The following is a 14,561-nucleotide window of genomic DNA, read 5'->3' on the forward strand; positions in this document are numbered from 1 at the left end:
TCTACCAGCTTCATCAGCTTCTCTTGGTTGATGTTGTCGAAGTAGCCTTGGATGTCGACGTCAACCACCCAATTCCCTTTGCGGTTGCATGCTTTTCGGATGCGTTCCAGCGCTTGCTTCGCACTTCTCTTTGGTCTAAACCCGAATGACGTATTTTGAAAATCCACCTCGAAGATGGGTTCGATGACTAGTTTGGTTGCCATCTGAATGACGCGGTCTCTCACCGTAGGAATCCCTAGCGGCCGTTGCTTGCCATCCTTCTTTGGGATGTAGTGGCGTCTTACTGGTTGCGGATGATACTCGCCTTCTTTAAGAAGCCGTTGACATTCGTGCACGAAGAGTACTTCTCCTCGCTTTTCAATGTCTGCTAACGTTTCTCCGTCAATTCCAGCCGAGCCCTTATTGGCTCGTACTCTTCGCCATGCCTCCCACAGGATGTCTAGCCGATAGATCTTGTCGTACAGCGCGTGAAATCTTCGCTTCTTGCTTTCCTTGGGCGCATGACCTAGTTTCTCCTGGAGTTGTTGAACGTTTTCCTTTGGTGTTGTTAGCCGTTTGGCATTCACTGATTCGTACCTCCTTAAGAAACATGAACAAAGCAGAGCTCCTTCCCTCCCGCAGGTTGTGTTGTCCTGCGTTCCACGGTAGTATGAGCCCCTCGGACTCCCTTCCTGCAGACCTCTCACTTCACCTTGAGGGCTTATAGAGGGTCTTTTTACGAAGAGTTGTTTCGTGCAGGGGAGGGTCTCCCCGCCTTCGTCCAAAAATGCGGGACTCGGCATCCTCTCTTCCCTCTTGCGAGGCCTTTTTGACGACGCGGCAGAATTCACTTTATGTTACGGCCTGGTACATTGCTCGCCCCATCTCCGACGGGTACTTTCGTCGATACGCTTCTACGCACAGATTTCGCCATACGCAGGTATCCTAGCTGCACAGGGGCTTGGCCCCTCCTGTGACCGGACTTTCACCGGCTAGAGAATGCGTGCTTAGCTGGGCACGCCATATCTAAAAAGAGGTACCCGCCCAGGCGGCGGATACCTCTTTATCATAACATTTTTATACTACAGCTCAAACGTTTCTCCCGGTTCCATGACGATTCCTTCGATCTGAAACTCGGCAAGCGCCTTGGCATAGGCATGCCCATCCTGTTCGATCAGTGGGAACGTGTTGTAATGAACCGGCACAACCCGCTTTGCCTGCAGCCACTGTGCGGCAACCAGCGCATCCTCAGGGCCCATCGTAAAATTATCGCCAATCGGCAGGAAAGCCAGGTCGATCTGGTTCATTTCTCCGATGATCTTCATGTCCCCGAACAGCGAAGTGTCGCCGGCATGGTAGATCGTCAATCCATCCACATAAATAAGCAGACCGGCCGGCATGCCCATGTAGACGATTTCTTTCTTGTCGGGGATTACAAGCCCTGAGCCATGGTATGCTTGCGTGAGCTTGACTCTGCCGAATTCAAAGGTGTGCGCACCCCCGATGTGCATCGGGTGAGAGCGGCAGCCCTGCCAGCCCATATATACGGCTAATTCATTCGGAGCAACCACTAAAGCATCATTGCGCTTTGCAATGGATTCCGTATCCCCGACATGGTCCCCGTGCCCGTGAGTCAAAAGCACGGCATCGGCTTTCAATTCGTTTGCCGAGGCTTTGGCGGCAGGGTTGCCGGTGATAAAAGGATCAATAAGTATCGTGTGCTTATCTGTCTGCAGCTGTACGCAGCTATGTCCTAGAAATGTAATGATCATACGATCTCTCCTTACAAAGTGATCTTTATACTAAGTGTGTGCCACCGTCTACAAGAACAGTCGTACCCGTAGTATATCCGTTTTTCGCCAGATAAACATAAGTTTGAGCAAGGTCTTCAGGCTTTCCGACGCGTTTAGCGGGGATTTGCTGTGCTACACCTTCAAACATGGCCTTGCGATGCTCTTCCGGCATTCCTGCGAAGATCGGCGTATCAACTAGTCCTGGCGATACGACGTTGACTCTTGCAGGGGTCAGTTCTACCGCCAATCCACGCACTAATCCTTCAATTGCCGAGTTGATTGCCGCCAGCGTTGAAGCTCCCTGCGGAGGCCGCCTGCCGTACACCCCTGAAGTCAGTGTAATGGAGCCATCTTTATCTAAGTGAGGGATCGCCGCTTTAACGGTGGCATACTGCCCCCAGAACTTACTGTCAAATGCTTCTTTGGCGCTTTCAATCGGCAGATCGCTAAAGAGCCCCATCGCGCCATCTCCTGCCGTAATGACCAAGTGATCGAATTTACTAACCTTTTGGAAAAAGTCCGTTACCTTCTCTTCGCTGCGAAAATCGAGTTCGTAAGCTTCCACATCGCCGCCAAGCGTTTGTTTTGCCTCAGAAAGCTTGGCTGCGGAACGACTGGCGATAATAACCTGTGCAGATTCTTCAAGAAATGCTTTGGCTGTTGCTAATCCAATACCAGAAGTCCCACCGACAACGACCACACGTTTCCCCTCCAACGACAAAGCGATAACCTCCTTAACCATTTCTGGTTATGTTATTTAATTACCTTTTAATAGTAACATGCTTATAATGGAAATAGTATCATTTTTTATATCATTTTCCATTGGAAATGAAGTACCTTTACAGTCCGCTTTCCCCTCCGTTATGATGGGTGATATCGCATAAGCTGTTATGCTCTATCAACGGGAAAGGGCTGAACTTTGTCATGCTGTCTTCGACACTCCTGCTTTTCTTTATCGGCACTTCAATCCTCTTAATTATCATTCCCGGGCCTGATCTTATCTTTACGGTTGTACAAGGCATAACCAACGGTAAAAAAGCTGGAGTCACGACGGCAATCGGATTAAGCCTCGGCAATATCGTGCACAGCCTGGCGGCTGCGTTCGGGCTGTCAGTCATCTTTACTTCTTCTGAGGTGCTGTTTACCGGGTTTAAGGCCATCGGGACGTTATATCTTTTTTATCTGGCCTTTCAAGCGATAAAGCACAGGAAAGAAACGTTAAGCCTGGATCCCGAGCATGCCCGAAAACCAGGAAACCTGTTTCTGCGCGGTTTTATCATGAATGTCGTTAACCCGAAAGTCGCATTGTTTTTCCTGACGTTCTTACCCCAATTCGTTCAATACGAAACTGGAAGCGTCGCGCTGCAAATGTGTCTGCTTGGCCTGATCTTTATGGTCCTGACGGCAATAATATTCGGCCTGCTTGGGTATTTCTCAGGCACCCTCCACCGTTTGTTTTTTTACAGGCCGGGATTGCAAGAGGTTATGAATGTGACGGCGGCACTTATTTTTGTCGGACTCGGATTAAAACTGATCACAACAACGATGTAAAAACGGGGCTGTCCCGCAGATCCAACTGCGGAACAGCCCCTCATATTTCACTTAACCGAAAACAACTCTGTCATCGGCCATTTTGTGGCCGCTGATTTGCTCGAACTCTTTAAGCAGCTGCTCTACAGTCAAGTCTTTTTTCCGTTCTTCGTTCACGTCAAGAATGATCCGGCCTTTATCCATCATGATCAGCCGGTTCCCCAGACGAATCGCCTGCTCCATGTTATGCGTAACCATGAGGGTCGTCAGCTCCATCTCCCTTACGATGCTCTCGGTCAGGCGAGTGATCAGCTCCGCCCTGGCCGGGTCGAGCGCCGCAGTGTGTTCGTCCAGCAGAAGAATCTGCGGTTTCGTAAAGGTCGCCATAAGGAGACTGAGCGCCTGGCGTTCACCGCCGGACAGCTGGCCTACCTTTGCCCGCAGACGGCCCTCAAGCCCGATGCCCAGTCTTTGCAGCTGCTCATGGAAAAATGTTCGCTTCGCGGATGTTGCTCCGAAGCGAAGACCGCGGGACTTGTCCCTTGCAAAGGCCATTGCGAGATTCTCTTCTATCGTCATATGCGGAGCCGTGCCGGCCATCGGATCTTGGAAGACGCGCCCGATCCAACGGCTGCGACGGTATTCAGGAAGATGCTGTACAGCATTCCCGTCTATCCGTACCTCACCGACATCCGGGGTCATGACACCGGAAATGACGTTCATCAGCGTCGATTTCCCGGCGCCGTTACTGCCAATAACCGTAACGAAATCGCCGGGCTTCAGCGACAGATTTATCCCTACGAGCGCGATCTTTTCATCGGGGCTGCCAGGATAAAAAAGCTTGGAAACTTGCGATAGTTGCAGCATTAACGTCCACCTCCTGCAGATCGCTGAGAAGCTGCGGCAGCCAACTCCGCAGAACGCTTCTTGGCCAGATTTTTCTGTTTCCAGGCACGCTGTGATGAAGGCAGCACCAGCGCGACAATAACGATTACGGCAGTAATAAGCTTCAGATCGGACGCATCCATCCAAGGCACCCGCAAAGCAAGGGCATAGATGATCCGGTAGACGATGGATCCGACCAAGGCAGCCATCGTAGCCCAGAACACCGTACGGGCCCCGACAATCGCTTCACCGATAATGACCGAAGCCAGACCAATTACGATCATACCTACACCTATTGTAATGTCCGCGAAGCCGGACTGCTGAGTGATCAGCGCACCGGAAAGCGCGACAAGCCCATTGGACAGGCTTATGCCAAGAATTTTGGTCGTATCGGTGTTGGCGCCGAAGCTCCGGATCATTCTTGGATTGTCACCGGTGGCCCGCAGCGCCAATCCCAGATCAGTACGCAGGAAAGCGTCTAAGAGCAATTTGATCAAAATGACGCCTACCGCGATCAGCCCAATGCGAAGCACATCCGAAGAAATAGCAAAAAATGGAATATCTACGCCCAGCATGGAGATGTTCGGCCTGCCCATAATCCGCATATTAATCGAATAAAGGGCGATCATCATAAGAATCCCCGACAGCAGCCCGTTAATTTTACCTTTTGTATGAAGGAGACCGGTACATGCCCCGGCAGCAAGCCCTCCGCAGAATGCGGCAGCCCCGGCAAGCCATGGCGAGTAGCCCTGTGTGATCATGATTGCAGCAATCGCGCCGCCTGTCACAAAGCTCCCGTCGACGGTCAAGTCGGGAAAATCGAGAATTCGGAACGTGATATAAACGCCAAGTGCCATCAGACCATATAAAAGGCCAAGCTCTACCGCTCCGGTTAAAGATACTAACATGCAAGCAAACCTCCTATTTTTCCAGCAGAAACGGCTGTCGCCGTTCATTGGCTTTCAGCATCATTTCGCGGTTAAAGCTATGCTAAGGGAATGAAAAAGGGGGTGAACGAAAGGACGTTCACCCCCTTACGGCTTGTTACTGAAGCAGATTTTGCTCCTGATCAGCGACCACACTCTTCATCGCATCCGTAACCTCAATGCCCATGTCCTGCGCGGCTTTCATATTGATAATAAAATCCAGCTTGTCCGGCATGGTAACCTTCATGTCGCCTGGATTTGTTCCGTTCTTCAAAATGTCTGCCGCCATCTGACCAACCTGATAACCGTGATCATAATATCTGAAGCCAACTGTTGCAAAGGCGCCTTTCTCAACGGTATCACGGTCGCTGGTGAAAAGAGGGATCTTATTGTTTTTGGAAAGCTGCAGGATCGTATCAACTCCACTGACAACCATGTTATCAAGTGTAATATAGAAAGCGTCTACGCGCCCTACCAGTGATTCTGCAGCTTGCTTTACCTCGGACGTGTTCGTAACAGCGGCTTTAATCAGCTTGATTCCGTGTGCTGACAATGCTTCTTCGGCAATATCCGCCATAACGACCGCATTGGTTTCTCCTTCATTAATAACAAGGCCGATCGTTTTGACATCCGGGAAATTTTCCGCGATGAAGTCCATCAATCTGGTAATCGCCTCAGGATTGGTATCCGATGCGCCGGAAATATTCGCGCCTGGCTTTTCAAGATCATTGACGATTTTAGCGGCAAGCGGATCAGTTACGGCCGCGAAGAGAACCGGAGATTCCTTGACCTGTTGTGCAATCGCTTGTGCGGATGGCGTGGCGATAGCCAAGACCAAATCATTGTCCGCTCCTGCTATTTTTTGCGCGATTGACAAGTTGTTCGTAGGATCGCCCTGCGCGTTGTTGTAATCAACCGTAAGGTTGCTGCCTTCCTCAATGCCGGCATCTTTCAATGCCGCCAGAAAGCCTTCTCTTGTCGCATCAAGTGAAGGATGCTCTACGATTTGAGAAATCGCAATTTTGAACTGCTCCTGAGCTTCTGGTTCCGAATTGCCGGAATTAACAGGTGCGTTTCCGGAATTAGCGGCTCCCGAATTTGCATTGGCATTGCCGTTTTCTGTTGTACCCCCACTTCCGCTTCCACATGCAGCGATCACTAGGACGAAGGCAAGTACAATGGCTACTAACGTGATTTTTTTCAATCCGATCTGCTCCTCTCGACATGGACGCAACCGGCAGCCGTTAACGCTTTTATCCATAAAAGCGAAAAAGCAGCAAAACAGCGCCGTGTTTACGTAATATTAATCTTATACTAACATATTAAATTGCGTTCGTAATCCCGTCAAATAGATTTAAATGTAAAATATACCGTGATTGGATAATTCGTCGCTACTCCTTACATCGCGGCATCCTTTGGACAACATTTACCGTTTTTATAAGCATGTATATTTAAGCTTTAATTGCACATACTTTGAAAGTCAAACAATATTTGTAAATATCTATAGCAAAACACTATTTGATATTTACTTTACTTTTGTTATATAATAAATTTCGTTACAAAGACACCAAGAGAGAAGAGGAGAAATACAAATGGCAACTGTACTTTACATTACCGCGCATCCACATGACCATCAGGCATCATACAGCATGGCTGTCGGTAAAGAATTCATCGAGGCTTATCGCCAAGCAAATCCGAATGATGAGATCGTTACGCTTGACCTTTACAAGCTGAACATCCCGCATATTGATGCTGATGTATTTAGCGGATGGGGCAAGCTTCAATCCGGCACCGCTTACGACCAACTGTCCGACGAAGAAAAAGCCAAAGTAGGACGGCTTGGTGAAATCGTCGACCAATACGTGGCAGCCGATAAATATGTATTCGTTTCGCCAATGTGGAATTTTTCTTTCCCGCCAATCCTGAAAGCATACATTGACGCAATTTGCGTTTCGGGTAAAACATTCAAATATACAGAAGCTGGCCCTGTCGGTTTGCTTGGCAATAAAAAAGCCATCCACATTCAAGCGCGCGGCGGCGTATACTCCGAAGGTCCTGCTGCCGGCTTTGAAAGCGGCCACAGCTACCTGCAAAAAATCATGATGTTCCACGGCGTGCCTTCTTTCGAAGGAATCTTCGTGGAAGGTATGGCTGCAATGCCTGACCAAGCGCAAGCCATCAAAGAAAAAGCGATTCAACAAGCAAAAGAAGTTGCAAAAACTTTCTAATTAATAGGTTATGCAATACGATTGAAGAACGGGGAAGCTCATCCAGCTCCCCGTTCTTTTTCATTTCCGTAAATGGATGTCCTTGTTTGATAAAATTTGCTTTTTTTTTTGCCGGAACTGTTGTACGTTAAGGATGTGAATAAATTTCCATTTTGGATAGCCGACTTTTATTTTGCAAATAATAATAAAGGAGGTGAATACAAATGCCGGAACAGGAACGTGAGTATCCGATTTATTTCGATGGTTCCAACCCTATCGTCGCTGAAACAGCTGATGATATTGCACAGGAGTCGGCTACACAAGAAGAATGGCGCCGTTATATCGGTGCTAATCCGTTTGGAACAGTTCGCTAACCGCCAACTAAGATGCTGCTCACGTTCTAACGAATTCATTTACAACAAAAAAAACCAATCGGCACAATTGTGCTCGAATGGTTTTCTTTTTTATGCCGCTTTCCGCTTTTACTAAACTTTAGTCCAGACGGTTGTCATTTCTACGCCTGCCGCTTTTAACGTTGTAAATACCGGACACCGCAGATCCGTTTTCTCCTTCAGTTCCTGTACCCGCTCCGCAGATTCGCTTGTTTTGACTTTTGCGCTGACCGATATATTTTGATAATAAGGGCGAACATCGGGATCTCCCATAACACCGCGAAGATCCACCTGCCCTTCAATCGAAAATTCGATTTCCTGCAGATCAAAATTGATTTCTTTTGCGACGAAATTCGAAACGATATTCTCGCATCCGGCTAATGCGCATAACAACAGCTGCAGCGGATTTGGTCCTGAATCCGTCCCGCCGGTAGCCGGCGGTTCATCAATAACAACCTCATGCCGCTTCGCTTTCGCTATTGTCTGCATGCCTTTGGAGTCGGCGGTGATTGTTATGCTTGTCATACTCAAAGCTGCATTCCTCCATATCCTATTAGCGTTCACATCGCTTATAGTATGGTCGTATTGGAACTTTCTCATTACACCATTCCATTACGAAAACGGATACTGCCTCGCCTCTCTTTGAACCGATATCCATTTCACGGTCGTAAATTCCTCCAGCGCCGACTCTCCGCAATGCCGGCCCAAGCCGGATGATTTCTCTCCGCCGAACGGCATATGCGATTCGACATTGACCGTCTGATCATTGACATGAATCATCCCGGTCACGATTTGCTGGGCAACATTAATGGCCCGCTCAAGCGATCCGGAGTGAACGGCGCCGGTCAATCCAAAATCAGAATCGTTGGCGATCCGAATGGCCTCTTCCTCACTGTCGACTGGTATAATCGCCGCTACAGGGCCGAAGATTTCATTTTTTGCGATTGACATTTCATTGGTTACATCCGTTAGAATATAAGGCTCGATTACGTTGCCTACGACCTTTCCTTCAAGCTCAAGCTTAGCGCCTTCATTTATGCTTTGATTCACTAAATTGACTACCCGCTCGATTTGTTTCTTGTTGATCAACGGTCCGATGATCGTATCCGCTTCGGCTGGATTCCCCGCTTTGACTTTAACGGTTGCCTCCTTAAACTTCGCAACGAATTCCGGATAGATTTTACGATCCACGATAAAACGGTTGGTCGCGATACAGATCTGGCCTTGATGCAGATACTTGCCGAACGCCGCGGAAGCTACGGCCTGATCCACATTTGCATCGTCCAAAATAATGAAGGCATTATTGCCGCCAAGCTCCAGAGCAACCTTCTTCAAATGTTTGCCCGCAACCTCGGCAATCTTCCTTCCGGCTGCTGTTGAGCCCGTGAAAGAAATGACCCGCGGAATCGGATGCTCCACAAAATAATCGCCGACTTCTTCAATGTCGTAAGCCACAACGCTTAACAATCCCTTCGGAATGCCGGCCTCTTCAAAAATTTGGGCGATCATCAGGCCGCCGGTAATCGGGGTTTGAGAGTCGACCTTTAACACGATACCGTTCCCGCAGGCAATAGCCGGCGCAACTACGCGAATGCTCAGATAAAACGGCCAGTTCCATGGCGTGATTGCCCCGACAACGCCTACAGGATTGCGATAGATGCGGTTCTCCTTGCCGGGAATGATCGACGGATGAATCTCGGCATCCATTTGAGATGGATATTTTGCCGCTTCCTTAACGTCCCCGATGGAAGCGCCGACCTCAATCGCTGCTTTCAATTGCGAGCTTCCGGATTCCTCCACGAGCATGGTTACAATCTCTTCTTGCCGCTGCCCAATCAGCTCCGCAACCCGATCCATCAATGCCGCTCTCTCAAATGGTGACACTTTCGCCCATTCCTCTTGTGCCTTCTTTGCTGCTTTATAAGCATTGTCAATGTCCTGTTTGTTTGCAAGCTTAATCTCGGTCATCGTTTCATCGCTGAATTTATTTCTTACCGTTGCAGTACGGTCACTCGAACCTTCCTTCCACTCGCCTCCGATAGAAATCATTTTCCATGGTTTAACAGCAGATACCATTGACATGTTGTTTCACTCCTTATAAATTAGTTTGCTGGCATTGATCTTCCCCTGGATCATTTCACGACGTTGCCGGAACCTCTTTCCCGCTTCAAATCATGCGACCGTTCACCTCCCCACATGAAGTCGGCCCGATTTATTTCAATCGCCGGGACGGCAGCAGAATGCTCCCGTCCCCCACATTGAGCACTCCTTTGGACGTTAGCCTTACCTTCGGCAAATGCGTAGCGGAAATAAATAATAACGAATAAATCGGATCGGCAAACAAATAACCGCCTTCCCGCATCAGATTAAAGAATCGTCCCGTTTCATCAATCAGTTCTTCCATCTTTAACGTACTCATCGTTCCTAACAAAGGCAGCGCCAAATCAAAACGGAGCTCCCCATTATGAAGCAAGCAAATCCCGCCCTGATGTTCGAGAACATGGTTAGCCGCTTTTGCCATCTGCACCGGATCCCGTCCCAGTATGACCAAATCGCCGGAGAGCGAATAAGTGCAGGCCAGGGCATCGAATTCGCCAAATCCCTTCATGACCCCGGTAGTGATCCACTCCCCATGCCGATGAAGGAGCGCGACATACAGATAACCCGGCAGCTCGGACAGCTGAACCTTTCCGTCGTTTAAAGGGAGCTTCTCCGGACGATTACGCGTAATTACTGCGTTCGCCAATTCAATCACGGGCACCCTCTCATTAATCGCAGAAACCTCAAACCACTCCGGCTGCACCACAGGCTTCATCATCGCAGAGGCCCCGATGCCATATCGGCTCCATTCCACCTCAGGGAACGGTGACTTAAGCGTGCTTTGTTCGGCGACGATACGTCCACCCGCCATAACTTTGACAGGCGTAGGGTTCCGTAGATCCTCCAAAAACACAATATCGGCGATCCTTCCCGGGCTGATGCCCCCCAGCTCCTGATCCAATCCGTAGTATACGGCAGGATTCAATGAAGCCATGCGGTAAGCGGCCACAGGGTCCAGGCCTGCTTCTATCGCGATCCGGATACAATCATCGATAAATCCAGTACCAAGGAAAAACGGCGGTGAACCGTCAGTAGTCAGCATCATCCGGTCCCATGAACTGCAGCCCAAGGCCAGCAGTCCCTTGACTAATTCGGCTAAATCCGGCCGGATCGAAGAATGGCGAAGCGTGGCGTAATAACCAAGGCGGAGCCTTCTCATCACTTCTTCGGCGTTAATGCTTTCGTGACAGCCGGTGGCACCGGCTGCCGCGACGGCATTCAATGTCTCTACAGAAGCACCCGGATTATGCGTTTCGATCCGTTTCCCGGCCCTCCGCGCCTCCAGCATAAGGGCGATCATGGATGGATCACCATCGATCAACTCTTTCCAATAAGTAAGCTCCCCGGCTTGCAGCACTGCCGGATTGTGCAGGGTCCGCTTTACGCGGTCCGGCTCAAATTTTCGCGTCATTTCCGCTTCGCCAACTTGCGGATCCAGCCTGGCCCACCAGAAGTTCTTAATCGGCATAACAGCTAAGGCTTCGATCAGCTCTTCCATTTCCTGCTGCTGCAGCTGGAGAAAGAAGGGCAAATTATCATGCAGCAAAACCGTTGTTCCGCGGGCCAGAGCATATTCGCCTAATGTCCGTGGGTTATACATTTGGAACGAATGCGCATGAGGCTCGATATAACCGGCTGTTAGAATGAAATGCTCTGCTTCGATGATATGCGTGTTCGAATCGGTCATCGGTTCCTTCTCGCCGACATAGGCAATCCGGTCATCATAGAGAACCACATGCTGCTCCAATAATTCGCCGGTATAGAGCTGAAGCACCTTTGCCCCCCGTATCCAAGCGGTCGCCGGAGCTTTGAACCGTGACACCGCGATCAGTGCGGCCAATTTCTCCTCAGTCATGTTAAGCGGTGTATTGATCACGGACACCTCCTTACCGTCCGGTAAATTTCGGCTTCCGTTTTTGATCAAACGCATTGACGCCCTCACGGAAATCCTCCGTGCCTCTGAGCATTCCGTAAGCGAAGCCTTCGATCTCAAGGCCGGCACTTAACGGACCCTCTTGTGAAGCGTTAAGCACCTGCTTTAACGTTCGCAAGGCGAGCGGCGAGAACTCCAGAAGCTCATCCACCAGGCTTTGAACTGCTGCCTCCAATTCTTCCTGCGGTGACACCGATGTGAGCAGCCCCCACTGATACGCTTCGTCGGCAGGAATCCTGCGGGCGCGCATAATCATGTCTTTGGCCCTGCCAAGTCCCGCGATTCTGGCGATTCGCTGCGTGCCTCCGCTTCCCGGGATCATCCCGAGCCTCAGCTCAGGCAAAGCCAGCAGCGTTGTATCCGAGGCGACCCGGAAATCACAGGCCATGGCAATCTCAAGACCGACACCGAATGTGTACCCTTGAAGCTGAGCGATAACCGGCTTAGGCGAACGTTCCGGAGCCGCCACATTTTTGTGCAGCACCGACAGCTCTTCCTGCGAGCGTTCCATGAACTCGGTAATCGTGCCGCCGGATGTAAATGCTTTGGTCCCCTCGCCTTTGATGATAATCACATGCACCTCGTCATCCTTATTGAGCTGCTCGAAGATTTGATTCAGATGAGAACGCGCCGTGAAGCTTAACGTATTCATTTTTTCGGGACGATCCAGCACGATCGTTGCCGTTTTCCGCTCCGGATTTTTCTCCACCCGCAGGTGATCCCACTCGATTTGTTCCACATTTTGTTGTCTCATTTAAGATACACTCTCCCTCTTCATCGTCATTTCTTCGTATTCGCCATTGCGAAGCTTGCGTCGTAAAATTTTTCCAACCGGGCTTTTCGGTATTTCGGAGATCAACACATACTTTCTTGGGCGCTTAAAATTGGATAATTGATTGCTCTCCTTACAATAATGATCCAGCTCCTCCACCGTGAGCGCAGGATCCTTGGGCACTACGAAAGCGGTTACAAGTTCACCGAATCTCGCATCCGGCAATCCGGCGACAGCGACTTCCGCTACCTTCGGATGTTTAGCGATAACATCCTCCACCTCCAGCGGATGAATATTCTCTCCGCAAGAGATAATCGTATCGTCCAGCCGGCCCAGGACAAAAAGGTCTCCGTCTTCGTCGAGCATACCCATATCCCCTGTGAAATACCAGCCGTCCCGGATCGCTTTCTTCGTCGCATCCGGCCTGTTCCAATAACCTTCAAACGCTTCGCTCGTCCTCAAGTCAACGATGATCTCTCCCGGAACCCCGGCAGGAACAATGTCATGCGGGGCGGAGCCGCCGTCCGGATCGGGAATGACGACGCGCAGATTTTGGTGGAAGCCGGCCTTTCCCGCGCATCCGGCCTTTTTATGCAAATAGTTGCAGTACGAGAATGTATAGACCTCCGAGGAGCCGTAATGATTAATAAATACCGACGGGTTGAACTTTTTGAAAATTTCTTCCGTTAACACTTCCGTCATTGCCGCTCCGGCGTACCCCAGCTTTTTTAATGAAGAAAGATTGTATTGATCAAAATCAGCATGATAGACAAGGTCGTGGTAAATCGTTGGCACCAGGTACACACAGCTGATTTTCTCCTGTTCCAGTATCTCCAATACAGCTTGCGGACCATAATCCGGCGTCATGACCAGCTTTCCGTTCAGAAAGGCCATCGAAAGCAGGGAACGCATTCCCATCGTATGATATAAAGGCATAACGCCCAGCGTGCTTTCCTGTACCTCGTATTGATTTTGAATGATATGGGCAACTGCTGCGCCGTACTCGTTCTTGTGTGAGCGCGGCACTCCCTTCGGACGCCCGGTGGTGCCGGACGTATACAGCATAAGGCATACATCGTCTACGCGAATATTCGGCGAAGCCAGTTTTCCACATTCTTTTTCCCGAAGCTCTTCATAGGTGATATCAGCACCCAGTGCGCCCTGCACACTGATTCTTAGCAGCTGTATATCTTTTACAGCTTCAAGCACCGAAGCTTCGCTCACTTGTTCGTAGATGACGGCTTTCGCGTCCGCATCCTGTATGCAGTACTTGATTTCTTCCTGCGTAAGGCGGAAATTGACCGGTGTGAAAACAGCCCCGAGCTTTTGGATGGCCCAGTAAAGAACAACCATCTCATAACGATTTTTCAAAACGAGCACGACCCGGTCTCCCTGGCCTACTCCCATTGCCTGCAAACCGGCGGCAGCCTTATCGATCTCCATGTTCAATTCCTTATAAGTAAACCGTTTGTCCCCCTGAACCAGCGCATCAAACTGAGGATGCCGCGCAACTGCAAATTCAAATAGTGTCCCCAGATCCATTGACGTTCTCCCCCTCCTTTCGCCGGAACGCCGCTTGCTCGATCGCATCGATGATTCCCTTGTATCCCGTGCACCTGCACAAATGTCCGGACAGCATCTCCTTAATCTCGTCTGTCGTCGGGTCAGCATGTGAATCCAGAAAATCCACCGCCGACATGAGAATGCCAGGGGTACAAAAGCCGCATTGCAGAGCATGGCATTCGGAGAACGCCTTTTGCAGGGAGTGAGGCTGACCGTCTTTGGCCAGGCCTTCCACCGTCTGAATATCCGCGCCTTCCGCCTGGATGGCAAACATAAGACAGCTTCTAACAGCTGCGCCATCGACAAGCACGGTGCATGCACCGCAGACGCCATGCTCGCAGCCGACATGCGTACCGCTTAGCCCGCATTCCTCACGCAGAAAGTCGCTGAGCAGCTTGCGGGGTTCCGTCCGCTCTTCGTAAACTTTGCCGTTGATTTTGAGGCTGATTTCAACCCTTTCGCCAGCCGACATCTTGATCAT

At 50.0% G+C, this 14,561-nt stretch carries 15 protein-coding genes; 3 read left to right on the forward strand and 12 right to left on the reverse strand.

Annotation, left to right across the window (positions count from 1 at the left end):
* From IEW11_RS23865 to IEW11_RS23875, 3 genes are all read right to left on the reverse strand, one after another.
* The coding region (locus IEW11_RS23865; protein WP_268237441.1) for a reverse transcriptase domain-containing protein at positions 1–566 on the reverse strand (566 nt) is incomplete at its 3' end.
* 495 nt (positions 567–1,061) lie between these two features.
* The gene (locus tag IEW11_RS23870; RefSeq protein ID WP_188533607.1) at positions 1,062–1,751 is read right to left on the reverse strand and encodes a metal-dependent hydrolase; all 690 of its coding nucleotides are present in this window, start codon (positions 1,749–1,751) and stop codon (positions 1,062–1,064) included.
* Positions 1,752–1,776: 25 nt separating this feature from the next.
* The gene (locus IEW11_RS23875; RefSeq protein ID WP_188533608.1) at positions 1,777–2,493 is read right to left on the reverse strand and encodes an SDR family oxidoreductase; all 717 of its coding nucleotides are present in this window, start codon (positions 2,491–2,493) and stop codon (positions 1,777–1,779) included.
* A gap of 203 nt (positions 2,494–2,696) precedes the next feature.
* On the opposite strand from IEW11_RS23875, the gene IEW11_RS23880 reads away from it, so the two are divergent.
* Positions 2,697–3,323: a LysE family translocator gene (locus tag IEW11_RS23880; RefSeq protein WP_188533609.1), complete on the forward strand. Its 627-nt coding sequence runs from the start codon at positions 2,697–2,699 to the stop codon at positions 3,321–3,323.
* 51 nt (positions 3,324–3,374) lie between these two features.
* Here IEW11_RS23880 and IEW11_RS23885 read toward each other — a convergent pair whose 3' ends face one another.
* The 3 genes from IEW11_RS23885 to IEW11_RS23895 form a co-directional block, all read right to left on the reverse strand.
* The gene (locus IEW11_RS23885; protein WP_188533610.1) at positions 3,375–4,169 is read right to left on the reverse strand and encodes an ABC transporter ATP-binding protein; all 795 of its coding nucleotides are present in this window, start codon (positions 4,167–4,169) and stop codon (positions 3,375–3,377) included.
* Positions 4,169–5,095, reverse strand: coding sequence for an ABC transporter permease (locus IEW11_RS23890; protein WP_188533611.1), 927 nt, complete (start codon positions 5,093–5,095; stop codon positions 4,169–4,171). Before IEW11_RS23890 ends, IEW11_RS23885 begins: the two co-directional genes overlap by 1 nt.
* 136 nt (positions 5,096–5,231) lie before the next feature.
* Positions 5,232–6,317, reverse strand: a complete 1,086-nt coding sequence (locus tag IEW11_RS23895) for an ABC transporter substrate-binding protein (RefSeq protein ID WP_229725649.1) — start codon at positions 6,315–6,317, stop codon at positions 5,232–5,234.
* A 388-nt stretch (positions 6,318–6,705) separates the two neighbouring features.
* Between IEW11_RS23895 and IEW11_RS23900 the strand changes: the two genes are divergently transcribed.
* Positions 6,706–7,341, forward strand: a complete 636-nt coding sequence (locus tag IEW11_RS23900) for an FMN-dependent NADH-azoreductase (RefSeq protein ID WP_188533613.1) — start codon at positions 6,706–6,708, stop codon at positions 7,339–7,341.
* 203 nt (positions 7,342–7,544) lie between these two features.
* Positions 7,545–7,694, forward strand: a complete 150-nt coding sequence (locus IEW11_RS23905; protein WP_188533614.1) for a hypothetical protein — start codon at positions 7,545–7,547, stop codon at positions 7,692–7,694.
* Positions 7,695–7,805: 111 nt separating this feature from the next.
* Here the strand turns inward: IEW11_RS23905 and IEW11_RS23910 are convergent, their stop codons facing one another.
* The 6 genes from IEW11_RS23910 to IEW11_RS23935 all read right to left on the reverse strand — a co-directional run bounded on the left by IEW11_RS23910 (position 7,806) and on the right by IEW11_RS23935 (position 14,561).
* A complete protein-coding gene (locus IEW11_RS23910; protein ID WP_188533638.1) occupies positions 7,806–8,237 on the reverse strand; it encodes an OsmC family protein in 432 nt (143 codons plus the stop codon).
* Between the two features lie 87 nt (positions 8,238–8,324).
* On the reverse strand, positions 8,325–9,794 hold the full coding sequence (locus IEW11_RS23915) for an aldehyde dehydrogenase family protein (protein WP_188533615.1): 1,470 nt from the start codon (positions 9,792–9,794) through the stop codon (positions 8,325–8,327).
* 130 nt (positions 9,795–9,924) lie between these two features.
* Positions 9,925–11,742, reverse strand: a complete 1,818-nt coding sequence (locus IEW11_RS23920) for an adenine deaminase C-terminal domain-containing protein (RefSeq protein WP_188533616.1) — start codon at positions 11,740–11,742, stop codon at positions 9,925–9,927.
* Positions 11,699–12,499 (reverse strand): enoyl-CoA hydratase/isomerase family protein, encoded by an 801-nt coding sequence (locus IEW11_RS23925; RefSeq protein ID WP_188533617.1) that lies wholly within the window; start codon positions 12,497–12,499, stop codon positions 11,699–11,701. Before IEW11_RS23925 ends, IEW11_RS23920 begins: the two co-directional genes overlap by 44 nt.
* Entirely contained in the window at positions 12,500–14,059 is a 1,560-nt protein-coding gene (locus IEW11_RS23930) for a class I adenylate-forming enzyme family protein (RefSeq protein ID WP_188533618.1), read from the reverse strand. It abuts the gene before it with no gap.
* Positions 14,037–14,561, reverse strand: a complete 525-nt coding sequence (locus tag IEW11_RS23935; RefSeq protein ID WP_188533619.1) for a (2Fe-2S)-binding protein — start codon at positions 14,559–14,561, stop codon at positions 14,037–14,039. Before IEW11_RS23935 ends, IEW11_RS23930 begins: the two co-directional genes overlap by 23 nt.

It is taken from the genome of Paenibacillus abyssi, assembly GCF_014640295.1.
In the GTDB taxonomy this organism is placed as follows: domain Bacteria; phylum Bacillota; class Bacilli; order Paenibacillales; family Paenibacillaceae; genus Paenibacillus_D; species Paenibacillus_D abyssi.

Bases quoted from the DNA above. Each gene is read 5' to 3' on its own strand.
- IEW11_RS23870 (WP_188533607.1), bottom strand. From the start codon at position 1,751: ATGATCATTACATTTCTAGGACATAGCTGCGTACAGCTGCAGACAGAT.
- IEW11_RS23920 (WP_188533616.1), bottom strand. From the start codon at position 11,742: ATGCGTTTGATCAAAAACGGAAGCCGAAATTTACCGGACGGTAAGGAG.
- IEW11_RS23900 (WP_188533613.1), top strand. From the start codon at position 6,706: ATGGCAACTGTACTTTACATTACCGCGCATCCACATGACCATCAGGCA.
- IEW11_RS23935 (WP_188533619.1), bottom strand. From the start codon at position 14,561: ATGATCAAGATGTCGGCTGGCGAAAGGGTTGAAATCAGCCTCAAAATC.
- IEW11_RS23890 (WP_188533611.1), bottom strand. From the start codon at position 5,095: ATGTTAGTATCTTTAACCGGAGCGGTAGAGCTTGGCCTTTTATATGGT.
- IEW11_RS23915 (WP_188533615.1), bottom strand. From the start codon at position 9,794: ATGTCAATGGTATCTGCTGTTAAACCATGGAAAATGATTTCTATCGGA.
- IEW11_RS23910 (WP_188533638.1), bottom strand. From the start codon at position 8,237: ATGACAAGCATAACAATCACCGCCGACTCCAAAGGCATGCAGACAATA.
- IEW11_RS23925 (WP_188533617.1), bottom strand. From the start codon at position 12,499: ATGAGACAACAAAATGTGGAACAAATCGAGTGGGATCACCTGCGGGTG.
- IEW11_RS23880 (WP_188533609.1), top strand. From the start codon at position 2,697: ATGCTGTCTTCGACACTCCTGCTTTTCTTTATCGGCACTTCAATCCTC.
- IEW11_RS23905 (WP_188533614.1), top strand. From the start codon at position 7,545: ATGCCGGAACAGGAACGTGAGTATCCGATTTATTTCGATGGTTCCAAC.
- IEW11_RS23930 (WP_188533618.1), bottom strand. From the start codon at position 14,059: ATGGATCTGGGGACACTATTTGAATTTGCAGTTGCGCGGCATCCTCAG.
- IEW11_RS23885 (WP_188533610.1), bottom strand. From the start codon at position 4,169: ATGCTGCAACTATCGCAAGTTTCCAAGCTTTTTTATCCTGGCAGCCCC.